The 22,939-nt window shown below is 63.8% G+C and carries 21 protein-coding genes and 1 pseudogene; 4 read left to right on the top strand and 18 right to left on the bottom strand.

Going from position 1 to position 22,939, the window contains the following annotated elements; all coding sequences use genetic code 11:
• Window positions 1-12 precede the first annotated feature (12 nt).
• The 4 genes from nthA to oxdA all read right to left on the bottom strand — a co-directional run bounded on the left by nthA (window position 13) and on the right by oxdA (window position 4,299).
• Window positions 13-642: a nitrile hydratase subunit alpha gene (gene nthA / locus AC3WJP_RS24220; RefSeq protein ID WP_493723064.1), complete on the bottom strand. Its 630-nt coding sequence runs from the start codon at window positions 640-642 to the stop codon at window positions 13-15.
• 66 nt (window positions 643-708) lie between these two features.
• Window positions 709-2,223 (bottom strand): amidase, encoded by a 1,515-nt coding sequence (locus AC3WJP_RS24215; protein ID WP_493723063.1) that lies wholly within the window; start codon window positions 2,221-2,223, stop codon window positions 709-711.
• A gap of 81 nt (window positions 2,224-2,304) precedes the next feature.
• Window positions 2,305-3,171, bottom strand: a complete 867-nt coding sequence (locus AC3WJP_RS24210) for a transporter (RefSeq protein WP_493723062.1) — start codon at window positions 3,169-3,171, stop codon at window positions 2,305-2,307.
• 78 nt (window positions 3,172-3,249) lie between these two features.
• Window positions 3,250-4,299, bottom strand: a complete 1,050-nt coding sequence (gene oxdA / locus AC3WJP_RS24205; protein WP_493723061.1) for an aliphatic aldoxime dehydratase — start codon at window positions 4,297-4,299, stop codon at window positions 3,250-3,252.
• 439 nt (window positions 4,300-4,738) lie between these two features.
• Between oxdA and AC3WJP_RS24200 the strand changes: the two genes are divergently transcribed.
• Window positions 4,739-5,140, top strand: coding sequence for a lysozyme inhibitor LprI family protein (locus AC3WJP_RS24200; protein ID WP_493723060.1), 402 nt, complete (start codon window positions 4,739-4,741; stop codon window positions 5,138-5,140).
• Between the two features lie 2 nt (window positions 5,141-5,142).
• On the opposite strand, the gene AC3WJP_RS24195 is transcribed toward AC3WJP_RS24200, so the two are convergent.
• From AC3WJP_RS24195 to AC3WJP_RS24130, 14 genes and pseudogenes are all read right to left on the bottom strand, one after another.
• A complete protein-coding gene (locus AC3WJP_RS24195) occupies window positions 5,143-5,931 on the bottom strand; it encodes a methyl-accepting chemotaxis protein (protein WP_493723077.1) in 789 nt (262 codons plus the stop codon).
• 69 nt (window positions 5,932-6,000) lie between these two features.
• A pseudogene (locus AC3WJP_RS24190) lies at window positions 6,001-6,768 on the bottom strand (MCP four helix bundle domain-containing protein); the annotation flags it as partial.
• A gap of 96 nt (window positions 6,769-6,864) precedes the next feature.
• Window positions 6,865-8,016: an acetylornithine deacetylase gene (argE, locus tag AC3WJP_RS24185; protein ID WP_493723059.1), complete on the bottom strand. Its 1,152-nt coding sequence runs from the start codon at window positions 8,014-8,016 to the stop codon at window positions 6,865-6,867.
• The gene (locus AC3WJP_RS24180; RefSeq protein WP_493723058.1) at window positions 8,013-8,687 is read right to left on the bottom strand and encodes a DUF1028 domain-containing protein; all 675 of its coding nucleotides are present in this window, start codon (window positions 8,685-8,687) and stop codon (window positions 8,013-8,015) included. The genes argE and AC3WJP_RS24180 overlap by 4 nt, the downstream gene beginning before the upstream one ends.
• Window positions 8,688-8,727: 40 nt before the next feature.
• A complete protein-coding gene (locus tag AC3WJP_RS24175) occupies window positions 8,728-9,546 on the bottom strand; it encodes an ABC transporter permease (protein ID WP_493723057.1) in 819 nt (272 codons plus the stop codon).
• A gap of 1 nt (window position 9,547) precedes the next feature.
• Window positions 9,548-10,402, bottom strand: a complete 855-nt coding sequence (locus tag AC3WJP_RS24170; protein WP_493723056.1) for an ABC transporter permease — start codon at window positions 10,400-10,402, stop codon at window positions 9,548-9,550.
• A 102-nt stretch (window positions 10,403-10,504) separates the two neighbouring features.
• Window positions 10,505-11,533 carry an ABC transporter substrate-binding protein gene (locus AC3WJP_RS24165; protein ID WP_493723055.1) on the bottom strand — a complete coding sequence of 343 codons (1,029 nt, stop codon included), beginning with the start codon at window positions 11,531-11,533 and terminating at the stop codon, window positions 10,505-10,507.
• A 598-nt stretch (window positions 11,534-12,131) separates the two neighbouring features.
• Window positions 12,132-13,064, bottom strand: coding sequence for a 2-hydroxyacid dehydrogenase (locus AC3WJP_RS24160; protein WP_493723054.1), 933 nt, complete (start codon window positions 13,062-13,064; stop codon window positions 12,132-12,134).
• Window positions 13,061-13,522: a type II 3-dehydroquinate dehydratase gene (locus AC3WJP_RS24155; protein ID WP_493723053.1), complete on the bottom strand. Its 462-nt coding sequence runs from the start codon at window positions 13,520-13,522 to the stop codon at window positions 13,061-13,063. Before AC3WJP_RS24155 ends, AC3WJP_RS24160 begins: the two co-directional genes overlap by 4 nt.
• 16 nt (window positions 13,523-13,538) lie before the next feature.
• Entirely contained in the window at window positions 13,539-14,153 is a 615-nt protein-coding gene (locus AC3WJP_RS24150; RefSeq protein ID WP_493723052.1) for a glutathione S-transferase, read from the bottom strand.
• 215 nt (window positions 14,154-14,368) lie between these two features.
• Entirely contained in the window at window positions 14,369-15,364 is a 996-nt protein-coding gene (locus AC3WJP_RS24145; RefSeq protein WP_493723051.1) for an NAD(P)H-quinone oxidoreductase, read from the bottom strand.
• Between the two features lie 159 nt (window positions 15,365-15,523).
• The gene (locus AC3WJP_RS24140; protein ID WP_493723050.1) at window positions 15,524-16,675 is read right to left on the bottom strand and encodes an ABC transporter ATP-binding protein; all 1,152 of its coding nucleotides are present in this window, start codon (window positions 16,673-16,675) and stop codon (window positions 15,524-15,526) included.
• A gap of 27 nt (window positions 16,676-16,702) precedes the next feature.
• On the bottom strand, window positions 16,703-17,128 hold the full coding sequence (locus tag AC3WJP_RS24135; protein ID WP_493723049.1) for a RidA family protein: 426 nt from the start codon (window positions 17,126-17,128) through the stop codon (window positions 16,703-16,705).
• A gap of 213 nt (window positions 17,129-17,341) precedes the next feature.
• Window positions 17,342-18,592 carry a flavin-containing monooxygenase gene (locus tag AC3WJP_RS24130; RefSeq protein ID WP_493723048.1) on the bottom strand — a complete coding sequence of 417 codons (1,251 nt, stop codon included), beginning with the start codon at window positions 18,590-18,592 and terminating at the stop codon, window positions 17,342-17,344.
• Between the two features lie 338 nt (window positions 18,593-18,930).
• Here AC3WJP_RS24130 and AC3WJP_RS24125 point away from each other — a divergent pair, with 338 nt between their 5' ends.
• The 3 genes from AC3WJP_RS24125 to AC3WJP_RS24115 all read left to right on the top strand — a co-directional run bounded on the left by AC3WJP_RS24125 (window position 18,931) and on the right by AC3WJP_RS24115 (window position 22,920).
• Window positions 18,931-19,905, top strand: coding sequence for a LysR family transcriptional regulator (locus AC3WJP_RS24125; RefSeq protein WP_493723047.1), 975 nt, complete (start codon window positions 18,931-18,933; stop codon window positions 19,903-19,905).
• 475 nt (window positions 19,906-20,380) lie between these two features.
• On the top strand, window positions 20,381-21,904 hold the full coding sequence (locus AC3WJP_RS24120; protein WP_493723076.1) for an amino acid ABC transporter permease/ATP-binding protein: 1,524 nt from the start codon (window positions 20,381-20,383) through the stop codon (window positions 21,902-21,904).
• Window positions 21,905-22,047: 143 nt separating this feature from the next.
• Window positions 22,048-22,920: a phytanoyl-CoA dioxygenase family protein gene (locus tag AC3WJP_RS24115; protein WP_493723046.1), complete on the top strand. Its 873-nt coding sequence runs from the start codon at window positions 22,048-22,050 to the stop codon at window positions 22,918-22,920.
• The last annotated feature ends 19 nt before the right edge of the window (window positions 22,921-22,939 follow it).

Genomic DNA, 22,939 nt, shown 5'->3' with positions numbered 1-22,939 from the left:
TCCTCCAGGGCCTCAACGAAGGTCGGCGGCCGGCAGGGCCAGTCCCGTGCCGATCATGGCGTCACGGGTGACCAGCTTCATCAGCTGCGCCTCGCTCCAGCCGTCGGTGCCGGCAGGGCGCTCGGGCAGTACCAGGTAGCGCAGCTCGGCATTGCTGTCCCAGACCCGGACTTCCTTGCTCGGCGCCAGGGTGACGCCGAACTCGGCCAGCACGCTGCGCGGGTCGATGACGATGCGCGAACGATAGGGCGCCGATTTGTACCAGATCGGCGGCAGGCCCAGGGTCGGCCAGGGGTAGCAGGAACACAGGGTGCAGACCACCACGTTATGCACGGTCGGGGTGTTCTCCACGACCAGCATGTCTTCGCCCTGTACGCCGGAGAAACCCAGCTCGGCGATGGCGGCCGTGGCGTCTGTCAGCAGCCGTTGCCTGTAGTGCGGGTCGTACCAGGCCTTGGCCACCACCTGCGCGCCATTGCGCGGGCCGACCTTGTGTTCGTAGAGGTCCACCAGGGCATCCAGCGCGGCGGGGTCGATCAGTTGTTTTTCCTGGAGGATGGACTCCAGCGCCTTGACGCGCAGTTCGATGTCGCTGGGCGGTTCGGTGTGTTCGTGGTGGTGATGATCGTGGCTGTGGTTCATCTCAGGGCTCCTGCAAGCTATGGGGACCACGCCGCCATGTGCCTCGGCGGCGTGGCCGGTTGGGCGTCAGCGCGCTTGCCAGTCCGTGGACGCCTCGAAGGCTGCCGCGGCCTGGTAAAGGGTGCTTTCGTCGAAGTGCCGACCCACCAGCATCAAGCCCACCGGCAGCCCGTCCACCCGCCCGCAGGGAATCGACATCGCCGGATGACCGGTGACATCGAAGCCTGCGGTGTTGCCGATCATCTCCAGCGCCCGGGACACGTACTCGATGATCGAGCAGCCTGGCTCCGGCAACCGCTGCGCGGTGATCGGCACAGTGGGCATGACCAGCAGATCGAAATCTTCCAGCGCCTGGTCGTAGCCGGCGCGGGCCAAGCGCGCGAGGTTTTGCGCTTTGGCGTAGAAGCGGCCGTGGTACTGCTCCAGCCCGTACTGGCCGACGAACATGCACATCTTCAGCGAGGCCGAAAGGTCGTCCGCGCTGTCGCGCCAGGCGACATGCTTGTTCAGCAGCTCGACGTCGTAGAGGCCCTTCCAGTTAAAGCCCATGCCGTTGCCGTGCATCATTTGCACGGTCAGGCCCTCGCAGCCGATGGGGTTCCACAGGGCGCCCGCCAGCGTATGTTCGGGCACCGACACTGGCGACACCTGTGCGCCCAGCGCTTCGAACTGGGCAATGGCTTCGCGCACGCAATCGCCGACGCGCGGGTCGAGATTCGCCAACGCGAAGCCTTCGGCGAGAATGCCGATGCGAAGGCCCTTGACGCCACGCTCCAGGGTCTTGGTGTAGGCCTGTACGCGCGGGTAGTACTGACGTGGATCGAGGCCATCGGGGCCGGCCAGCACTTCGAGCATCAGCGCGTTGTCGCGCACGTTGGCGGTAATCGGCCCGGCGTGATCGACCGTCGCTTCGATCGGCATGATGCCGGTGTAGGGCACCAGACCGTGGGTCGGCTTCATGCCGTAGGTGCCGCAGAACGCCGAGGGAATGCGGATCGAGCCGCCCTGATCGCAGGCGATGGCCATGCTCACTTCCCCGGCGGCCACCAGCGCCGCGCTGCCTGACGACGAGCCACCGGCAGAGTAGCCATGGCGGCGCGGATTGTGCACCGGGCCGGGGTCCGAGGTATGGCTGCCACCGGACAGGCAGAAGTGCTCGCAGGTGGCCTTGCCAAGCACCGTGGCGCCGGCATCGAGCAAGCGGCTCACCACGGTGGCGTCGAAACTGGGTACGAAGCCCTCCAGCGAGGCGGCGCCGTTCATCATCGGCACGCCGGCCAGCGCCACGTTGTCTTTCAGGGCGACGGTATGGCCTGCCAGCTTGCCCTCGGCGGCGCCCTTGATTTCGGTCCGGTAGTACCAGGCGTTGTGCGGGTTCTGCTCGGCCGTGGGGCGCCAGTTTTCGGCGCGCGGGTAGCGCACTGGCGGAATGTTGTCCGGCAGTGCGTCAATCAGGTCGTAGGCGTCGAAGCTGCCCTGCATCAGCGTCAGGTAGTCGTTGGCTTGCTCGGGAGTGAGCTGCATGTGCAGGCGTTTGGCGATGTCCAGCAGTTGGTCCGGGGTGGGACGCACGATTGCCATGGTGGTGTTCCTGTTCGAATGGAGAGTGCGGAAAATCGGTACACGGTGGCGCGCCTGACCTGCTGGCCAGGCGCTGGCCGATCAGAAGATGTGGGCGTAGCGCAGGTTCATGCGAAAGTCTTCCCGCGCGCCGTTCTCTACCGACAGGTCGCGGCCCAGTTGCATCTGCAGCTGATCCTTGGCGGTGACGAACTTGGTGGCGGTCAGGCGCACGTTGGTGGTGCCCTGGCGATCGTCCTGGTTGACGCCGGCTACCTGGGTTTCTCCGCCCCAGGTACGGCCCAGGCCCAGGCCGAAGGTGGTGGTGGCGTCCGGCATGTAGCGGCCCATGATCTGCGCGGCGTAGGAGACGTCCTGCTCCAGGCGCGCGGAAGTACCGCCGTAATCCTTGTTGTCGCCGTACCAGATGGTGTCGGCCACCAGGTCCATTGCCCACTTCTCGGTGAAGTGCTTGACGTAGGCGCCTTGCAGGTCGAACTTCCAGCGGTTTTCACCCAGATTGAGCGCGTCGTGCTTGTCGTAGTTGCCGGTGGGCACATAGACATAGGGACCCACGCTCAAGGTGTCCCGGGCCTCGTTGAGGCGCCACTTGAGCGGGAACGTCAGGATCAGGTCGCCGGTGCCGGTGGTGCTGCCCAGTGTGGAGGCATCGCCGTTGCCCTTGATGTGACCGAAAGGCAGGAGGAATTGTGGGTCGATGGTCAGGGTGTCGGTCAACGCGACCACGTGCAGCAGACGCAGGATGCTGACATCCGAGGTCAGGTTGAAGTTGTCGCTGGCCTTATGGCCGCTGGAATACAGCGCATCGGTGCTGGCGTGCTGGTAGTAGATCGCGCCGATGGTGGCGCCGATCGGGTATTGCTCGTAGTCGCCGGGGGTCACTTCCACGGCCTGGGCCTGAATAGCGGGCAGCAGGGTGGTCAGCAGCAGCGGGCGTAACTTGTTCATGGGTTTACTTCCTGGCAGGTGCCATCCGCGTCGCCGTTGTGGGCGTGCACGGTGTCGTCGATAGAGGTAGGAGAGGGCTCAGCGTTTGGCGTCGCGCAACATGCCCGTCTGCGGGTGGCAATTGATGTATTCGAAGACCTGGTTGCTGGCGTCCGATACCGACACTTCGTGGTAAAGCCGCAATTTGCTCAAGCCGGCGGCCACACGGAAAAACGTCACGAAGATGCGCAGATGGGTCGGATGCGATTCGGCCCAGCGTTCGAGTCTTTCCACCGAGCGCCAATGGCCGATGTTGTAGGCGATGTCGAGCAGGTTGCCGTCCAGGTCGATATTGCGCACGAAGCGGTTGCTGTAGCAGCCCAGGTCCTTGCCGTGATCACGCAGGAAGTCCATGCCGTCCTGCAGGCTGGGCAGCATCTCGTCGAGGTACAGCGCGCGCTCCTGGGCATCGGCCTCGACCCAGTCCTGACCCGAGCGGATCAACGCCACGTTGTCGTGTCCCAGCACCACCACGCGGCCGCCTTTGTCCGGATCGCCTGCCACTACCTGCAGCTCGCCGTTCGGTTGCATCCAGTCGGTCTGCGAGGCAGGGAAGCGATCGCGCATCGAGCCCCAATAGCCGTGCTCCTTGATTTCACCGCTGATGTTGTCCAGCAACGCACCGACGCCGGGCAACTGGTCCTTGAAGGCGTACAGCGTCTCGAACTGCTCGGCGCGGGGCGCGACGATCTCGCGGAAATAACCCAGGCCGTCGCTCAAGCGCGCGTCCGCGTCCCACCAGGCGCTGACCTCGGCGCTGCGCAGCCAGCGACAGTGGGCGCCTGGGTCTTTCCAGTAGCCGACCACGATCAGATTGTCGTAGCCACTGCTGTCGGTATGCTGCGTGAGGTCATGACTGAGCGGGCCATCGGCGAGGGCGAAACTGGCGACGATGTCGCGCATCGCTTGCAGGGCGGCGCCGCGTTGTTCTGCACCGCGGTACTGCACGCCCAGGTAGCCCATCACTACCTGCTGCAGGCTGGCGTCGGCGCGTCCGACCCACATGGGGAAGGGCGGCTGGTAATCGTCAGGTACGCGACTGGATAACGTCCGAGGGCATTTGAGATGCTTGTCGATCGCGGATTCCATGTGAACTCCTGTGCTGCTGTGTTGGCCAATAGGGCGGATAGACGTCTCTTTTTCTTGGCAGAGGGGTGCATCAGGATTGGCGTTGCTGGCTACGTCTCGAGCTGGGCCGGCGCGCGTTGTATGCGCAGGCCACGAGCTCGATCAGATAGACCGCGTACTCTTCTGGCGCCAGGTCGCGCTGGCGCAGTAACAGCGCTGAATCGAAGCGATACCGCAATGCTTGGGTCGGCATGTGGAGCCCTCATCAGTCGCGTTGGATGGAACGCTTGTCGAGGGAGAATTTAAGGCGCGCGGGGGAAGCGCGCTTGGCTCTGGCGGACAACCGATTGGTTGAAACGGCCTCGCCGGCGGTGGGCGTCGGGGCGGGGGGGCGTTACGATGCTTGCGATGGACCGATCAGTGGGTGATCGGCATCTGGATGTCAATGATGGGATTACACATGAAATCGCTCTACCTGTTACCGGTGATGGCCTGCCTGCTCGCACCGCTGGCCCACGCCGACGACTGCGACAACGCCACCACTCAAACCGACATGAACGCCTGCGCCGGCCGCCAGTATCAGGCCGCCGACAAAGAGCTCAATGCCGTTTACCAGCAGATCACCCAGCGTCTCAAAGACGATGCCGACAGCAAAAAACTGCTGGTCGGCGCGCAACGTGCGTGGGTGACCTTTCGTGACGCCGAGTGCGAGTTTGCGGCGTCCGGAGTCAGCGGTGGCAGCGTCTATCCGCTGATCCACCTCAATTGCCTGACCGCGCAGACGCTGTCACGCACCGCTGCGCTCAAGACGTACCTCAAGTGCCAGGAGGGCGACCTCGGTTGCCCGGTACCGGGGCGGTAGGATCAGGTCTTGAACTGCTCGACCATGGTGTTGAGGTTGACCGCCAGTTGCGACAGCTCCCGGCTGGCGGCCAGGGTCTGCTGGGTGCCCGCGCTGCTCTGGTCGGCCAGGTTGCGAATGCTGACCAGGGCCCGATCGACTTCGCGGGCGACGTGGGCCTGCTCTTCCGACGCCGTGGCGATCTGCTGATTGCGATCATCGATGACCCGCACCGTGTCGCTGATCAATTTCAGAGAGGCCCCGGCCTCGTCGGCGCTGCGTTGGGTGTTATGCACTTCCCGCGTGCTGCTGCCCATCGATTCCACCACCTGGGAGGTGCCGGTCTGGATGGTGGAGATCATTTGTTCGATCTCCTGGGTCGATGTCTGCGTGCGATGGGCCAGGGCCCTGACTTCATCGGCGACCACGGCGAAGCCGCGGCCTTGCTCACCGGCGCGGGCCGCCTCGATGGCGGCGTTGAGCGCCAGCAGGTTGGTCTGCTCGGCGATCGCCCGAATCACGCTGAGGACTTTGCTGATGTCCTGCGCCTGGACCGCCAGCCCCTGCACCTGCTCGGACGTCAGCTCGACGCGATCGGTGAGGGTGCGCATCGCCTCCAGCGTTTGCCCGACCTTCTGATTGCCCGTGGCCGCAGCCGTGGTCGAGTCTTTGGCGGCTTGCGAGGTCGAGGTGGCATTGCGCGCAACTTCGTCCACTGCCGCGCTCATCTGATTGACCGCGGTGGCGGCCTGTTCGATTTCGCTGTTCTGCTGCTGCAGGGTGAGGTTGGCGTTGTGGGTGATGGTATTCATGCTCTGCGCGGCGGCGGTGAGCTGGGACGACGAGCCGGCGATCTGCTGAATCGTGGTGCGCAGGTTGCTCTGCATCAGTTCAAGGGCGCGCATCAGTTGCGCCGCTTCGTCCGATCCACGGCTGTCGATGACGCCGGTCAGGTCGCTGCGGGAAATACGCGTGGCCAGCGTCAGTGATGCGCTGATCGGCTGGGTGATGCTGCGGGTGAGCAGTACCGCCAGCAGCACGGTCAGTGCCAGGGCGATCAGTACCACCGTGATGACGACCGAAACGCTCTTTTCATACACCGCCTGGGCGACGGCACCTGCCTGGGCCGCCTCGCGGTTGTCGGCGTCGCGCAGCGCTGTGAGCTCTTCCTGATAGGCAGTGGCATGCTGGGCTTGATCGGTGTTGGCGAACAGCACCGCCTTGTCCCGGTCGCTGGCATTCAGCGCCACGATCTGGTCGAGCCCGTCCATGTAACGCTTCATCAGCGCCGACGCCTTGTCGAACTTGATCACATCATCCGGCTCGCTGACGAAGTTGCGCCGGTACATATCGGTCCGCTCGTCCATCTGCTTTTTCGCCGCGTCGAGGTTGGCCAAGGCCGTCTGATGCTGGGCCGGGTCGCTGCTGGCGAGCAGGCGAATGCTTTCGAGGCGCGCGTGCAGCAAAGCGATCTGCAAGTCATCGCCGACTTGAATACTGGGCAGCAGATTCTTTTCGATCAGTTGTTCGGTGCCCCGCAACTGATTGAGTTGCAGATAGGCAAACACCCCAAGCGCAATCAGGAGGCAGGTGATTGCAGCGAAACACAGCGATGCTCGGGGGGCGATGTTGATGGATCGAAGGTTCATGGGATGCCTCAGGACGCTTGCGAAAGTTATGCAACCTTTATTTGTTGCACAACTATCGGCCGAGACGAGCGCAGCTTGAGCCGCGCTCGACGATTTTCAGGCCCGCAACGCCGCCACCAGGCGCTCCAGCATCCGATCGCAACCCGCCAGCTGTTCGACACTGACGAATTCGTCCGGCTTGTGCCCCTGATCCATGCTCCCCGGCCCGCATACCACGGTGGGGATGCCGATGGCGTCGAACAGGCCGCCCTCGGTACCGAAGGCCACGGTGGTGAATTCGCTGGAACCACAGCACTCGGCGATCAGCGTTGCCGCTTCGCTGTGGGCATCGGTGGCCAGCCCCGGATAGGACGACAGCTCGGCGAAACGAATGCCGCTGCTGGCATTTACCGCCTGCATTTTCGGCACCACTTGCTCACGGGCGTAGTCCTGCAACTGCTGGGCCACGGCGTGGGCATCCTGGTCGGGCAGGGTGCGGATCTCGAAATCGAAACGGCAGTCGGCAGGGACGATGTTCAGCGCCTTGCCGCCGCCGATCACGCCGGTCTGCACGGTGGAGAAGGGCGGGTCGAAGCGCGGGTCCTGCAGGTGGGCGGCGCGCAGGGTGGAGCCGATGCGGCCGAGTTCGCCGATCAGCTCGGCGGCGTACTCGATGGCGTTGACTCCCTGGGGCGCATAGGCCGAGTGACAGGCGGCGCCATGCACGTCGCAACGCATCGCCAGTTTGCCTTTGTGGCCCAGCACCGGTTTGAGCTCGGTAGGTTCGCCGATGATGCACAGCGCCGGCTTGTGCGGGCGCTGCGCCAGTTCGGCGAGCAGGCTGCGCACGCCCAGGCAGCCGACCTCTTCGTCGTAGGACAGGGCGATATGCACCGGCATGCGCAGGGGCTGAGCCAGTAGCGCCGGCACGGCGGCGAGCACGCAGGCGATGTAGCCCTTCATGTCGGCGGTGCCGCGGCCGTACAGCTTGCCGTCTCGCTCACTCAGCTCGAAGGGCGGCACGGTCCAGGGCTGGCCGTCGACCGGCACCACATCGGTGTGCCCGGACAGCACCACGCCAGGGCGGTCATCGACGCCGATGGTGGCGAACAGATTGGCCTTGCTGCGCTCCTCGTTGAAGATCAGCTCACAGGGCACCTGATGCTGGTTGAGGTACTCGCGCACGAAGGCGATCAACTGCAGATTGGACTCGCGGCTGGTGGTGTCGAAGCCGATCAGCGTGGTCAAGAGTGCCTTGCTGTTCATCATTCGTCTCCGGGTACGCCATAGCTCGGCGCCTGGGTCGGGTCCAGGGCGCGGGTCAGGTAGTCCTGCATCTGCGGGCGGTAGTCGGCCCACAACTTGGCCAGCGCATCGATCGGCGCATCGTCGGCCCAGTCGACGCGCAGGTCGATGATCGGCCAGCTCACGTCGCCCACCACTTTGAGCGCCGCGGAATGCACCGGACCGGCCTCGCCACCGGCGGCCAGGGCGGCCTGCATGGCGGCGATCAGGCGGTCGGCCAGTTGCCCGCCAGTGCGCTCGAAGGTCTTGACCAGCACGTCGATGACACCGATGTCGGCCAGCATGTTGCCGGCGCCGACGCACTGCTCGCCGGCCACCGCATGGTAGGTGCCCAGGGTGTGGCTGCCGCTGAAGAAGGCCGTGTTGCCCTGGCTGTCGATGCTGGTGACCTGGCGGAACTGGCTGTGGCGGTCGAACTCCGACACGGTGGCCAAAGCCTGCTCGGGCGGCACGCCGGCCTCGAGCTTGTCCAGCACGTAGGTGCCGATGGCCGGCAGGGTGATGTTTTGTGTCGACACTGCGCCCACGCCGGCGCGCAGCCAGGCGCAGCGGGCGCCCACGGCAATGCTCGAGGAGCTGACGGCGATGCCCAGTTGGCCGGTTTCGGCGCAGCGGCCGATGATTGAAAACGTCATGGTGGTAGGTCCTGTTCAGCTAAAGGATTGAACGGTCAGGTCAGCGTGCGCCTTCGACGTTGAGGACGCGGCCAAGCCCCAGAAAACGGTTGGCCAGCGTCAGCAGGGTGGCGGTGGCGGCGATGTACATCACCGACAGCGCGGCCAGGGTCGGGTCGGCGAATTCGCGTACGTAGTTGTACATGGCCACGGGCAAGGTCTGGGTCGCCTGGGTGGTGACGAACAGCGATGCGGTGAACTCGTTGAACGAAAGAATAGCGGCAAACAGCCAACCGCCGAACAACCCTGGGATCATCAGCGGCACGGTGATGGTCCACACTACCCGCAACGGCGAAGCGCCCAGGCTGGCGGCGGCCAGTTCGACGCGCTGTTCGAGGTTGTGCAGCGATACGTACAGGCTGCGCAGCACGAACGGCAGCACCAGCACGATGTGGCAGAAGATCACCAGCGCGTAGCCGCGGCCCAGATTGAACTGCGCCACCAGCATCAGCAGGCCCAGGCCGATGGTGAAGTGGGGAATGAACAACGGCGACAGCAGCACGCCTTCGAGCACGCGCTTGCAGCGAAAATCATAGCGGTGGATGGCGATCGCCAGGGTGGTGCCGATCACCACCGCCAGGCTCGAAGCCCAGGCAGTGATGATCAGCCCGGCGTAGAAACCGGTGCGAAAGTCATCGTAGCTCAACGTCCGCTGGAACCAGCGCAGCGACCAGCCCTTGGGCGGAAAGAACAGCACCGAAGTGCTGCTGAACGAGGAGATGACCACCACGATGGTCGGCAGCAGCACGAACAACAAGATCAGCCCCACCAGCAGGCGGCCGGCGTAGCCCAGCCATTTGTCGCGATTGGAGCGGGTCATATCAGTGATCTCCGACGCTGTGCAGGGAACGGGTCATGCGCTTGAGCGCGGCCAGCAGCAGCACGGTGAGCACCAGGCCGGCGACGCTCAGGGCCGCGGCGAAGGGGAAGTTCAGCGACGAGAAGCCCAGCTGATACACCAGCGTGGCGATGGTGCTGACCTTGCCGCCGCCGATCAGCTGGGGCGTGGCGAAGGCGCTGAAGGTCCAGGCAAAGGCCGTGGTCAGGCTGGCGACGATGCCCGGTAGCGACAGCGGCAGGGTCACGGTCACAAAGGCGCGGATCGGCCCGGCGCCCAGGCTGGTGGCGGCCTTCTCGTAGGCCGGATCGATGTGCGACAGGCCGGTGGCGAGCATCAGCACCATGATCGGCATGGTCACGTGCACCAACGCCAGCACCACGCCGGTCTGGGTGAACATCAATTGCAGCGGGGCATCGATCACGCCCATGGCCAGCAGCAGGCTGTTGAGAAAGCCGCTGCTGCCCAGCACGATGATCCACGAATAGGTCCGCACCACCTCGCCAAGAAACAGCGGGGTGATGGCGATGATCATGATGCTCGACTTCAGCCAGCCGGCACGGGTACGCACCAGCGCGTAGGCCAGCGGGTAGCTGAGCAGCAGACCGAACAGCGCGGTCTTGAAGCTCAGCGCCACGGTGTTCAAGAAGGCTTGCGCGTAGAGACTCTTGAACAGGTCGTGGAAGTTGGCGAGGGTAAAGCCGCCCACCTCCAGCGAGCCGGGCACATAGGCCCGCACGCTGTATTGCAGCACGATCAGCAGCGCGATGCTCAGGCCGATGGCGGTCACCGCCGCAGGCAGCACGAACCACAGGACAAACGCGGGTTTCTTGGTCATGGGTCTTCCCTGTAGCGAGGTGGCTTGCCAGCGATAACACTCGCCGCGGTCTGGCAAACGGCCTGCAGGCAAGGCCGTCGAGCAATGACGATCAGCCGGTGCTTAGTGCGCCATGATGTTTTCCGAGAACCACTTGCGCCACTCGGCGGACTTCTCGGCGCGCAGCTCGGGGTCGACGTTCAAGGTGGCGTTCCACTGTGCCGGGGTGGTCAGCATGCCGGGCAGCTTGGCGATTTCCGGATCGACATGGGCGTTGGTCACCACCGGGCTGCCACGGTTGATCTGGGCGATCCTGGCCTGCACTTCAGGCGACAAGGCGATGTTCATGAACTTGTAGGCCAGATCGGCGTGCTTGCTGCCGGTGTTGATGCCCATGGCGTCGACGCCCAGCACTGCGCCTTCCTTGGGGATGGCCAGCTTGATGTTCACGCCTTCGTCCATCATGTGATACGCGTTCATCGACAGCATGACCTGCACCGGCGTCTCGCCTGTGGCGATCAGCTGCTGGCTGTTGGCATCGTTGGTGTAGAACGACTTGATGTTGGGGATCAGCGCCTTGAGTTTGTCCTGGCCTTTTTCCCAATGCTCGGCGTCGCTGCCAGCGAGTTTGGCGGAGATCGCGATGATGTGGCTCGGGTCCCAGTCGGGCAGGGCCAGGGTGCCCTTGAGTTCAGGCTTCCAGAGATCTTCCCAGCTGCTGAAGGTCTCGCCCTTGGGCACCAGGTCCGGCCGGTAGCCGATGGTGTAGACGTAGCCCCACACGCCGATGTGCGACGGGCTCAGCCTGGCCTGCTGGACCAGATTGGCGGCGTTGGGGATCTTGCTCATGTCCAGGGTTTCGAACAGTTTGTCGTGGGTGTACAGCCAGCCGACGTGGGAGGTGGTGAAGGTCAGGTCGGTCTCGGCAGTGCCGGCCAGCTTGGCCTTGTTGAGGCGATCGATGGTGCCGCCGGTCACGTACTCGACCTCGACGCCGGTTTCCTTGGTGAACTGCTGGCCGATGGCCTGGTCGATCAGGTCCTTGAAACTGCCGCCCCAGGTGCTGACGATCAGCTTGTCGGCGGCATTGGCATGCGTGGCGGCCAGCAGGCTGGCGCTCAACAGGGTCAAGGCAATGGCGTTACGCAGCATCTTCTGTTCCTTCTGGACGGTGGCTGAAGCGCTCCGCGGGCACAGCCTGCGAAGCTTTGAGCGATCATGAGGTGGGTCAGGGGAATCGGTAAAACAGCCTTTGCTGTACTTGTGCATCAGGATTTCCGATGCAGGCCGGATATCTCCCCCTAGCAGGCAGCCCCGTTCTTGCAGGCAACACTCCTTCTCGCAGGCAACCCGCTTTCTTGCAGGCAGCCCCGTTCTCGCAGGCAACACTCCTTCTCGCAGGCAACCCGCTTTCTTGCAGGCAGCCCCGTTCTTGCAGGCAACCCTCCTTCTTGCAGGCAACCCGCTTTCTTGCAGGCAGCCCCGTTCTTGCAGGCAACCCTCCCTCTCGCAGGCAACCCGCTTTCTTGCAGGCAACCCCGTTCTTGCAGGCAACACTCCTTCTTGCAGGCAACCCGCTTTCTTGCAGGCAGCCCCGTTCTTGCAGGCAACCCTGTAGCGAGGGGGCTTGCCCCCGATAGGCCGGGCCTGCAGTACGCGGAGTGTCAGCGGCGGCCAATCGGGGGCAAGCCCCCTCGCTACAAAGGGTGGGGCTGCTAACGGGCCTCCAGCCTTGCTGCTGCGTTGGCCGTCAGTAGCCGCGCGCCGGGTCGACTTCATGCATGACCGCCTCGCCCCGCGCGATGCGCTGGATGTTGTCGGCAATCTGCTGCGCCGCCGAGGCCGGGATAGCGATGGAGGCCATGTGCGGAGTGATCAAAACATTGTCCAGTGCCCAGAGCGGGTCCTCAGGGGGCAGTGGTTCGCGGTCGAACACGTCCAGGGTCGCTTCACCGATCTGCCCGCCGACCAGCGCCGCCGTCAGTGCCTGCTGATCCACCACCGCGCCACGGGACACGTTGATGAAGCACGCGCCACGGGGCAGCAGCGCCAGACGTTCGGCGTTCAGCAGGCCGCGAGTCTGCGCGGTCAGCGGCAACATCACCACGAGGATGTCGCTGTTGGCGATGAAGCCGTCCAGAGTGTCCATGCCGTTCACGCAGCTGACGTTGTCCAGCTGTTTGGCCGAGCGCGACCAGCCGCGCACATCGAAGCCCTGCCGCGCGAGTTCCAGCGCTGCATAGGACCCCAGCTCGCCCAGCCCCAGCACACCGACGCGGATGCTCGCCGGCACGCGCGGGTGCAGGTAGTGCCAGCGGCGTTCGCGCTGGGCACGCTCGAACGCCGGGATGTCGCGGGCATAGCGCAGCACGGCGAACAACACATAGCTGGCCATCATGCGACCCATATCGGGATCGGATACCCGGGTGATGGGCACATTGGGCAGGTCATCGCGCCCGACCAGTTGGTCGACGCCGGCCCCCAGGTTGACCAGCAGCTTGAGGTTGCGAAACCGCGCGAAGAAGCCCTGCGGCGGTTTCCAGCCCAGCACATAGTGCACGCTGTCCGGGTCGCGGATGTCCGGCTCCTGACAGATATGCACGCCAGGCAACTGTGGCGCGAGCAAGTCGCGCCACTCTTCGAAGCTGTCGAACTGGCTGTAGAACACCAAGGTCGAGGTCATGGCTGTGGCTCCTCGGGCGTTTGCTCCAGCAGCTCGGCCACGGCGGTCAGCGCCAGCCGGTAGCCCAGCGCGCCGAGGCCGGCGATCACGCCGGTGGCGGCCTTGGACACGTAGGAGTGATGGCGAAAGCTCTCGCGCTTCCAGATGTTGCTCATGTGCGCTTCGATGATCGGGCCGTCGAAGGCCAGCAAGGCATCGAGGATCGGCACCGAGCTGTAGGTCAGGCCGGCGGCATTGATGATCACCGCGTCGGCCCGCAGGCGCGCTTCCTGGATCCAGTCCACCAGCACGCCTTCGTGGTTGCTCTGGCGAAACTCCAGTTGCAGGCCCAGGGCGCTGGCGTGGCGCTGACAGCGGGCTTCGATGCTGGCGAAGCTTTCGCTGCCGTAGGTGCCCTTGGTGTCCAGCCCGTAGAGGTTGGCGTTGGGGCCGTTGAGGAAAAACACGGTACGGGGCATGGCGGTCTCCAGAGCTTTATTCATAGGGGCGGGTGGCAAGCATCGCGGGGTGCTGGTCGAACGCCGCGAACCAGGCGGCGGTGGCCGGGTGGTCGGCGCGCCAGTCGAGGCTGGCGAAGCGAAAATCCAGGTAGCCGAGGCCGCAGCCCAGGGTGATCAGGCCGATGTCATCGGGCTGTGTGCTGAACTGCGCGACCTGGATTTCAATGTCGGCCAATGCGGCGCCGACCTTGGTCAGCTGGCCGTCGGTCCAGCCGTCCCATTGCTTGTCGGCAGGCCGCGCGGTGGCTTCGTAGCGCGCCAGCATGGCGGCGTCGAGCAGCCCGTCGCCGAGGGCCTGACGGGTCAGGCTGACCCAGCGCTGCACGCCTTCGCGGGGGAACAGCGAGCCACCGGCGTAACTGTCGAGGTATTCGCAGATGACTCGGCTGTCGTACAGCGTCAGGCCGTCGGCGGTCTGCAGCGCGGGAATCTTGGCCAGCGGATTGAAGGCAGCGATGCGCTCGTCGCGGCGGATCGGGTGGGCGGCCGAGGCGAGTTTGTCGATCTGCTCGGTCAGCCCCAGGCAATGGGCGCTGACCATGACCTTGCGCACGTAGGGGGAGGTCGGGGCGTAATAGAGTTTGAACATGAACACTGTCCTGATTGCCCTGAAACCCTGTAGCGGGGGGGCTTGCCCCCGATTACGGTGTGTCAGGCACGATGATGTCGCTGATACGACGTTTCGGGGGCAAGCCCCCTCGCTACAGGTGTTTCGGTGATGCGCCGTGTCGAGTACAGATGTTTCGGTGATGCGCCGCATCCGGTACGGGTATTTCGGTAATCTGCGGCGCCGTGTGCGGGCACTCAGGGAATCAGCAGCACCTTGCCCAGGTTGGCGTTGCTTTCCAGCAGGCGATGGGCATCGGCGGCCTGACCCAGCGCCAGGCGGCTGTGGATCAGCGGCCGGACCTGACCCGACGCCAGCCAGGGCAGCAGGTTGGCGCGAATGCAATTGGCCAGGCGGGTCTTCTCTTCGATGCTCTTGGGGCGCAGGGTCGAGGAGGTGAGGCTCAGGCTTTTGCGCATCAGCACTTGCAGGTCGAGTTCGATCTTCGCCCCTTGCAGGAACGACAGGCTGACATGGCGCCCGCCCGCAGCCATGGCCTCGAGATTGCGTGCTACATAGGGGCCGCCGACGTTGTCGAGGACCACATCGACGCCGCGCCCTTCAGTGCATTCAGCGACCACCGCGACGAAGTCTTCGGTATGCCGATCGACTGCGCGCCAGACCCCCAGGGCTTCCAGCAGCGCGATCTTGTCGGCGCCGCCTGCGGTAGCGATGACCCGTGCGCCAGCCGCATGGGCACACTGCACGGCGAGGCTGCCGACGCCGCTGGCGGCGCCATGGATCAGCACGCTATCGCCCGCACGCAGGCGACCCAGTTCGAACAGGTTGTGCCATACGGTAAAGGCCGCTTCCGGAATCCCGGCGGCATCTTCCAGCGCCAGTTCGGCCGGCACCGGCAGGCAATGATCCGCCAGAGCGACGCAGTACTGCGCGTAACCGCCGCCGTTGAGCAGGGCCATGACCCGGTCTCCCGGGACCAGATCGGTGACGGCGCTGCCCACCGCCACCACGGTGCCGGCGGCTTCAAGGCCGAGCACGTCGGTGACTCCAGGGGGCAGCGGCATGCCGTTGCGCTGCATCAGGTCCGGGCGGTTGACCCCAGCGGCGGCGATGCGAATCAGCACTTCATCGGACCGGGGCAGCGGCATCGGCCGCTGGATGTTGTGCAATACCTCAGGGCCACCCGCTTCGCGGGCGATGACGGCGGTGATGGTTTCTGGCAGCAGGCTCATTGAAATGGCCTTGCGTTACGGTTGGTGGTCATAGGGCGCTCTGATTCAGTGAGGGGTCAATGTGTAGCGAGGGGGCTTGCCCCCGAAAGATCTCTGCTTCACCTCGACATTGCAGGACGACGGCAAATTTTCGGGGGCAAGCCCCCCCGCTACAGGTTTTCACGGCGCTGCGACGGAGAAGGCGCAGACACCTTCGGCATCGAAGCTCAACCCTGCCGCGGCGCCCACCGGCCAGCGGGTCAGGGCGTCGAGGCCGGACTGGCGCACGAACAAACGGTTGTGGCCCAACGCCGGAACATCCAGATGGATATCCACATGGTCCCCCTGAAACACATGGGTGATCACCGTGGCGCTGAGCAGCGTGTCCGGGCCCAGCGCGCCAAGGCGAATGTTCTCAGGGCGCACGTAGATGTCCAGGCGCTCGCCGATGTCGGCATGCACGCGCTCGGCCGGCACCCGCAGGGCACTGTCGCCCAGCGCCAGGGTGGCCAGCTCGTCACGGCTCAGATAGCGCCCGGGAAGGATGTTGACGTCACCGACGAAGCCGGCCACGAACGGGTCCTGGGGGTGGCGATAGATTGCGTCCGGGGTACCGATCTGCCGTACATGGCCGGCGGACATCACCACCACACGGTCGCTCATGCTCAGCGCTTCGCTCTGGTCATGGGTGACGAACACCGTGGTGACCCCCAGCTTGCGCTGAATGTCCTTGAGTTCGATCTGCATCGACAGGCGCAGGTTCTTGTCCAGCGCCGAGAACGGCTCGTCGAGCAGCAGCACCTTGGGGCGGATCACCAGCGCGCGAGCCAGGGCCACACGTTGCTGCTGACCACCGGACAGCTCGCGCGGCTTGCGTTCGCCATAGCCCTGCAGCTTGACCAGCGCCAGGGCCTGCTCGACCCGCTCGGCGATCTCAGCCTTGGCGACACCGCGCATGCGCAAGCCGTAGCCGATATTCTTGGCCACGCTCATGTGCGGAAACAGCGCGTAGTTCTGGAACACGATGCCGATTTCCCGCTGGTAGGGCGGGGTTTCGGTGACCAGTTGGCCGTCGATGAAGATCTCGCCGTTATCGGCCTCGGCAAAGCCGGCCATCAGATTGAGCAGGGTGGTCTTGCCACAGCCCGACGGTCCCAGGAGGGTGACGAATTCGCCTTCCTGGATCTTCAGCGACACTTCATGCAGCGCGATCGCATCGCCGAAGCGCTTGAGCACCTTGTCCAGTTGCACCGCAATGTTGATCCCGGGCGTGGCCACTGGGCTCACCGCGCTGAAGTGCGGATCGAGGGTCTTGATCGATGCAGTGGCCATGGCCGCTCCGTTAGCTAAGGGCAGGATTCAGACGCCGGTCCAGTCGTCCGGGATGACCGCGATCACGTCGATCTCCATCAGCCATTCAGGCTGGCCGAGGCCGGAGATCACCAGGCCGGTGGAGATCGGGAACACGCCTTTGAGCCACTTGCCGACCACCTGATACACCGGCTCGCGATAGCGCGGGTCGATGATGTAGGTGGTGGTCTTGACGATGTGGGAGAGGTCGGAGCCGGCTTCTTCAAGCAGCTGCTTGACGTTTTTCATCGCCTGCTCGGCCTGTGCCCGCGGGTCGCCCAGGCCGACCAGATTGCCTTCGAAGTCGGTGCCGATCTGGCCACGGACATACACGGTGTTGCCGGCGCGCACGGCCTGGCACAGATCGTTGTCCAGGGACTGGTTAGGGTAGGTTTCTTTGGTGTTGAACATGCGGATGCGGGTATGGGTAGGCATGTCGGGCGTCTCTTGGATAGATAAGTGATTGCAGCTTCACATCGGCCCCGATCTGGCGAAACCAGCTTTTGCTCGGGGCACTGGTTAGGTAAAACCGAAGCGCCAACCCTGTGGCGAGGGGGCAAGCCCGCGAAAGATCTCTGCTCCACATCAAAGTTAACGGGTGGCGAAGATTTTTCGGGGGCAAGCCCCCTCGCTACAGGGGAGCGGGGCTTAGGACTTCTCGTAAGCCATGTACTCGTTCTGCAAGGTGATGTGGTCGGCGATGTATTTTGCGTCGTGCCACACGCCATAGATGAACGACGATGCGCGGTTGACCAGATTCGGCAGGCCGAGGAAGTAGATGCCGCTCTCGGCGCAGATCCCGCGCTTGTGGAAGGGCTCGCCCTTGTCGTCGAAGGCATTGACCTGCAGCCAGCTAAAGTCGAACTTGAAGCCGGTCGCCCACAGGATGGTGGTGATGCCAGCCTCGGCCAGATCCAGGCTCAACACCGGATTAGTCAGGCAGTCCGGATCGGGCAGCAGGTCCCAGGCTTCAGGTTCCAGCGGGAACGGCAAGCCGTTGGCTTCGATATAGGCATCGGCGTCACGCAGCACATCGAAGTAGGCGCGGTCGCCCTCGGCCACGTTGTCGGCCAGGCCGGGCTGGAAGGTCATGACGCCGTCCTTGCAGGCCTCGGTCAGGCCCACCAGGGTGATGCCTTGGTGCGCAAGACGGCGGAAGTCCACGGTCTTGCCGCCTTCATAGCCGCTGACCGCAAAGGCCACGTGTTTCTTTTTCGGGGTGATGCGCACTTCGTCCCACAGGCCCAGCGCACCCAGCCACCAGCAGTAGTCGCGGCCGCGGTAGGCGCGGGGAGGGCGGTAGTGCTCGCCGACCGAGAGGTAGACCTTCTTGCCGGCCTTTTGCAGCTCTTCGGCGATCTGCGAGCCGGAAGCGCCCGCGCCGACCACCAGCACCGCGCCTTCGGCCAATTGCCCTGGGTTCTTGTAGCTGGATGAGTGCAGCTGCTCGACCTTGACGTGCTCGGCGACGATGTTCGGCACCGCCGGACGCTGGAACGGACCGGTGGCGGCGACCACGTTGGCAGCCTCGATGATGCCCTGGGAGGTGGTCACCTTGAAGCCGGGGCGACCCACGTGACGCTCGACCTTGAGCACTTCGACGCCGGTGCGCACAGGCGCCTTGAGCATGGCCACGTACTCTTCGAAGTAGTCGGCCATGCGCTCTTTGGGCGGGAAGGCCTCGGGCGAGATATTGCTGAATTTCAGGCTCGGAAAGCGATCGTGCCAGGCCGGGCCGTTGGCGACCAGCGAGTCCCAGCGTTCCGAGCGCCAGCGCTCGGCAATGCGGCTGCGCTCCAGCACGATGTGCGGCACACCCATGAGGGAAAGATGCTCGCTCATCGCGACGCCCGCCTGGCCTGCGCCAACCACCAAGGTGTTGATTGTTTCCACTGACATATGAATTTCCTGAGAGGACCTGAAGGTCATCGACCTTGATCGGGTTCGCCGACGCCGAGGCACCGACAGCACGTCGCGAAGGCATGGCGCCTTAGAGACTTCATTCATCTACGGCCCCAGTGTGATCAAGCGACGAACTTATAGGAATTCTGCTTTTTGAACGTAGAGCTTAGGAAAAACCGAACCCCGCTATGCTGTACCCCATTGGATGATGGCACCTTGTCGCAGGCTGGCGCTTGGCGTGGGTCCCGGCATGAACCGTGCAACGTCACCATCATCGAGTGGTGCTGGTTCCATCAGCAGCAGTTCGCTTGTTCGTTTTAGTTGTGGAGGGCGTAATGCTCAGTCGTATCACTCAGCGCCAGCTGGAATATTTCGTCGCTTCCGGGGAGGCCGGCAGTATCAGCGCGGCTTCGGAGCGCATTCACGTGTCGTCGCCCTCCATCTCGGCGGCGATCACTCACATGGAGGCGGAGCTAGGGATTCAGCTGTTCATTCGTCATCACGCCCAAGGGGTTTCGCTCACCGCCGTGGGGCGTCAGGTGATGCAAGAGGCCAAGCTGATCCTGGAGCAGATGAGCAACCTTTATACGATCGCCTCCGAGTCGCTCAATACCGTACGCGGGCCACTGCGAGTGGGCTGTCTGCACTCGCTGGCGCCGATGATCACCCCCGAGCTGGTGTTCGGCTTCGGCCGGGCTTTTCCCGGTGTGCGCATCACCCAGATCGAGGGCGACCACGAGCAATTGCTGGAAAAACTGCGCAGTGCCGAGATCGATATCGCCTTGACCTACGACCTGGCCAGCAGTCCGGACATCGACTTCCAGCCCCTGGCCAAGTTGCCGCCTTATGTAATGGTCGGCGACTACCATCCCCTTGCCCATCTGCCGGCCGTCAGCATGCAGGACCTGGAAACCTACCCCTTCGTGCTGCTGGATATTCCCTGGAGCCGCGAGTATTTCCTCAGTCTGTTCATTCAGGCGGGCACCACGCCTAACATCGTCATGCGCTCCAGCAACCTGGAGACCGTGCGCGCCATGGTCGGCAACGGCGTCGGCTATACCATCGCCAACGCCCGGCCCAAGGGCAACCTGTCCCAGGACGGCAAGCGCCTGATCCGCATTCGTCTGGCCGGCGGCTTGCAACCCTTGCAGTTGGGCTACGCGACCGCCGCCAACGCGCAGATGTCGCGGGTGGTGTCGGCGTTTACCGAGCGTTGCCGCATGTTCGTGTCCGACCAGTACATCCCCGGCATGGCGGCGCCGAGCTTCTTCGACCCGCATGCGGTGCGTGCCATTACCGACGGCGAGTGAGTGACTGCACCACTGTCGACCATGGGTCTGCTTCAACGCTGCTTCGGATTTGCTCGCCCCAGGTGTGAACCAGAAACGAATTTATCCGCCGCCGCCGTACCTGCAGACTTCAGCTGTGAAGTGAGCCAAAGGATCAGCTCACTGATATCGCACCAAAACAAAGCACTTTTCGAAGAGTGCATTACTACCAGAGCCATTCTGGTGCGCTCCCTGTAGCGAGGGGGCTTGCCCCCGAAAGATCCCTCGGACGACTTGTACGGGCGGACGGAGTTTTCGGGGGCAAGCCCCCTCGCTACAGGTCGGTAAGTACGCTTCAAAGGGCTGCATCGGATCTGCCTATTCAGTGGTCCGGTTAATCCTAATTGACCGCGAGTGCCTCTCTCCACGAATCTCGTTTCATCGGTGCACACCGTGAGGCGCGTTCGAACGAGGCGCCCGGTTGCACATTCTGATTTATTTGTTGAGCGCAGCGACGATGACATTCGACTGGAATTACATGTTTGGTTTGCTGTTCGATGCCGAGTTCTGGCGAGCGACCTGGACCGTTATCAAGCTGAGTTTCGTGACCTGGGTGGTGAGTATCGCCCTGGGGTTCTTCGTGGCCCTGGCCAAGCAGTCCAAGCAACCCTTGCTCAGTGCTCCGGCGCGGGCCTACATCTGGCTGTTCCGCAGCCTGCCACTGCTGGTGTTGCTGATTTTCGTCTACAACATCCCCCAGGCATTCCCCGCCGCATCGGTGGTGCTGAGCGATCCGTTCTGGGCCGGCCTGCTGGCCATGGTCCTGTGCGAAACCGCTTATGTCGCGGAGATCCACCGCGGCGGGCTGATGTCGATTCACAAGGGCCAGGCCGAGGCAGCGCGGGCCCTGGGGCTGAAGTTTCTCGGTACCCAGTGGCGGGTGGTCATTCCCCAGGCCCTGCGGGTGGCCTTGCCGTCGCTGGCCAACGAATACATCTCCATCGTCAAGCTCAGCTCGCTGGTGTCGGTGATCTCGCTGACCGAAATCCTCATGGTCGGCCAGCGCCTGTACTCGCAGAACTTCCTGGTGATGGAAACCATGGCGGCGGTGGCGTTCTATTACGTGCTGATCGTCACGGTGTTCGACTTCCTGCTCAAGCGCCTCGAGAAGTTCCTCGACGTCAACCAGCGCAACGTCTCACGGGTGCCCGACGCCGAAGTGCTGGCGCTGGCCACGCAACGCACCGTCATGGCCCAACGTGCGGTCAACGCCGCGCCCGGCACGCCGGCGCTGCAGGCCACGCGCTTGCACAAGGCTTTCAACGACGTCGAGGTGCTGGGTGCGGTGAGCCTGCAGATCCAGCCGGGTGAAGTGGTGTCGGTGATCGGCCCGTCGGGTTCGGGCAAGACCACCCTGATCCGCTTGCTCAACGGCCTGGAGCAGATCGACAACGGTGACATCCAGATCAACGGCCAACCGTTCATTCACCTGAACAGGCAGGGCGCGCAGAAGCCGCAGTATGTCGAGCACGCCGAACATCGCCTGAACATCGGCATGGTGTTCCAGAGCTTCAACCTGTTCCCGCACCTGACCGTGCTCGACAACCTGCTGATGGCGCCGCGTTACCACGGCCTGGGTCCTGTCGCCGAGCTCAAGCAGCAGGCCTACGCCTTGCTGCACAAGGTGGGTATGCTCGATCACGCCTGGAAGTACCCGCATCAGTTATCCGGTGGTCAGCAGCAGCGCGTGGCGATCGCCCGGGCCCTGATGATGCGCCCGCAGATCATGCTGTTCGACGAGCCGACCTCGGCGCTCGATCCGGAGAAGGTCAATGAAGTGCTGCAGGTCATCGAAGCCTTGGCCAAGGAGGGCATCACCATGGTGATCGTCACCCACGAGATGAATTTCGCCTTCAAGGTGTCCGACCGCATCGTCTTCATGGAGAAGGGCCGCATCGTCTGCGACGACAAGCCCCAGGTGCTGCGCAGCGGCCACAACCCACGCGTCGAAGCCTTCCTCAAGGATGTTTCGCTGGCGTGATTCTGTAGCGAGGGGGCTTGCCCCCGAAAGATCTGCGCTTCACGTCGATGTTGCAGGATGACGGCAATCTTTCGGGGGCAAGCCCCCCCGCTACAGGGATGAACAATTCTGGGTTTCAACATTCAACCGCAGGAAGGATAAAAATGATCGAGCAATGGCACATCGAACAGTTCCACCGCGATGGTTTCCTGGTGGTGGAAGGGGTCTTGAGCGCTGAAGAGGTGGCGGCGTTGCAGCACGACTTCGATCAGTGGGTCGAAGAGAGCCGCAGCCACGCTCAAGGCTGGGGCGAAACCATCGATGGCCGCGCGCGCTTCGACCTCGAAGGCGACCATCGCGCCGATCATCCTTCGCTGCGTCGGGTGAGTTCGCCCACCGAGATTTCGCCGACCTACCTGCAAGTGGCGATGCAGTCGCGCATGGCGCAGATTTCCGCGCAGTTGATCGGCGGCAACGGCACGCGCTTTCACCACAGCAAGATCAACTCCAAGCTGCCGCACACCGCCACCCAGGTGAAGTGGCACCAGGACTTTCCCTTCACGCCGCACAGCAACGATGACCTGGTCACCGCCTTGCTGATGATCAGTGAAGTGACCCCGGAAAACGGCCCGCTCAACGTCATCCCCGGCAGCCATAAAGGCCCGCTGTGGTCGCACTGGCACGACCAGCGCTTCACTGGCGCGGTGGCCGACGAGGTGGTCGCCGAGCAATGCCAGACCCCGGTCGCCTGCTTCGGCCCGGCCGGTTCCGTGTGTTTCATGCATACCCGTTTGCTGCACGCTTCAAGCCCTAACGAGACCGAACTGCCGCGCACTCTGTTCATCAGCGTCTACGCCGCTGAAGACGCGCTGCCATTCGGCGAAAACCCATTGCCCAGCCAGCACTCCGGTCAGATGGTGGCCGGTCAGGAAAGCGGCCTCGTGCGCTCCACGGCCAATCAGCTGCGCTTGCCGCAGAAGCCTCGCGGCGCCTCTTTCTTCGTGCAACAGGCCGGTCTAGACCAAGCCACTGCCTAACCTCCTTAAAACCTTGCAG

This window comes from Pseudomonas sp. GW821-FHT01A09, assembly GCF_058986725.1.
Note: the sequence above shows the minus strand (reverse complement) of the source record. Positions and strands in the feature narration are given on the sequence as shown.

What these genes read in the sequence shown, in the direction of transcription:
- AC3WJP_RS24200 (WP_493723060.1), top strand. Translation starts at nt 4,739, where the DNA reads ATGAAATCGCTCTACCTGTTACCGGTGATGGCCTGCCTGCTCGCACCG.
- AC3WJP_RS24135 (WP_493723049.1), bottom strand. Translation starts at nt 17,128, where the DNA reads ATGCCTACCCATACCCGCATCCGCATGTTCAACACCAAAGAAACCTAC.
- AC3WJP_RS24120 (WP_493723076.1), top strand. Translation starts at nt 20,381, where the DNA reads ATGACATTCGACTGGAATTACATGTTTGGTTTGCTGTTCGATGCCGAG.
- AC3WJP_RS24210 (WP_493723062.1), bottom strand. Translation starts at nt 3,171, where the DNA reads ATGAACAAGTTACGCCCGCTGCTGCTGACCACCCTGCTGCCCGCTATT.
- AC3WJP_RS24150 (WP_493723052.1), bottom strand. Translation starts at nt 14,153, where the DNA reads ATGTTCAAACTCTATTACGCCCCGACCTCCCCCTACGTGCGCAAGGTC.
- AC3WJP_RS24170 (WP_493723056.1), bottom strand. Translation starts at nt 10,402, where the DNA reads ATGACCAAGAAACCCGCGTTTGTCCTGTGGTTCGTGCTGCCTGCGGCG.
- argE (WP_493723059.1), bottom strand. Translation starts at nt 8,016, where the DNA reads ATGATGAACAGCAAGGCACTCTTGACCACGCTGATCGGCTTCGACACC.
- AC3WJP_RS24155 (WP_493723053.1), bottom strand. Translation starts at nt 13,522, where the DNA reads ATGCCCCGTACCGTGTTTTTCCTCAACGGCCCCAACGCCAACCTCTAC.
- AC3WJP_RS24140 (WP_493723050.1), bottom strand. Translation starts at nt 16,675, where the DNA reads ATGGCCACTGCATCGATCAAGACCCTCGATCCGCACTTCAGCGCGGTG.
- AC3WJP_RS24130 (WP_493723048.1), bottom strand. Translation starts at nt 18,592, where the DNA reads ATGTCAGTGGAAACAATCAACACCTTGGTGGTTGGCGCAGGCCAGGCG.
- AC3WJP_RS24125 (WP_493723047.1), top strand. Translation starts at nt 18,931, where the DNA reads ATGCTCAGTCGTATCACTCAGCGCCAGCTGGAATATTTCGTCGCTTCC.
- AC3WJP_RS24160 (WP_493723054.1), bottom strand. Translation starts at nt 13,064, where the DNA reads ATGACCTCGACCTTGGTGTTCTACAGCCAGTTCGACAGCTTCGAAGAG.
- nthA (WP_493723064.1), bottom strand. Translation starts at nt 642, where the DNA reads ATGAACCACAGCCACGATCATCACCACCACGAACACACCGAACCGCCC.
- AC3WJP_RS24180 (WP_493723058.1), bottom strand. Translation starts at nt 8,687, where the DNA reads ATGACGTTTTCAATCATCGGCCGCTGCGCCGAAACCGGCCAACTGGGC.
- AC3WJP_RS24145 (WP_493723051.1), bottom strand. Translation starts at nt 15,364, where the DNA reads ATGAGCCTGCTGCCAGAAACCATCACCGCCGTCATCGCCCGCGAAGCG.
- oxdA (WP_493723061.1), bottom strand. Translation starts at nt 4,299, where the DNA reads ATGGAATCCGCGATCGACAAGCATCTCAAATGCCCTCGGACGTTATCC.
- AC3WJP_RS24215 (WP_493723063.1), bottom strand. Translation starts at nt 2,223, where the DNA reads ATGGCAATCGTGCGTCCCACCCCGGACCAACTGCTGGACATCGCCAAA.
- AC3WJP_RS24175 (WP_493723057.1), bottom strand. Translation starts at nt 9,546, where the DNA reads ATGACCCGCTCCAATCGCGACAAATGGCTGGGCTACGCCGGCCGCCTG.
- AC3WJP_RS24115 (WP_493723046.1), top strand. Translation starts at nt 22,048, where the DNA reads ATGATCGAGCAATGGCACATCGAACAGTTCCACCGCGATGGTTTCCTG.
- AC3WJP_RS24165 (WP_493723055.1), bottom strand. Translation starts at nt 11,533, where the DNA reads ATGCTGCGTAACGCCATTGCCTTGACCCTGTTGAGCGCCAGCCTGCTG.
- AC3WJP_RS24195 (WP_493723077.1), bottom strand. Translation starts at nt 5,931, where the DNA reads ATGAATACCATCACCCACAACGCCAACCTCACCCTGCAGCAGCAGAAC.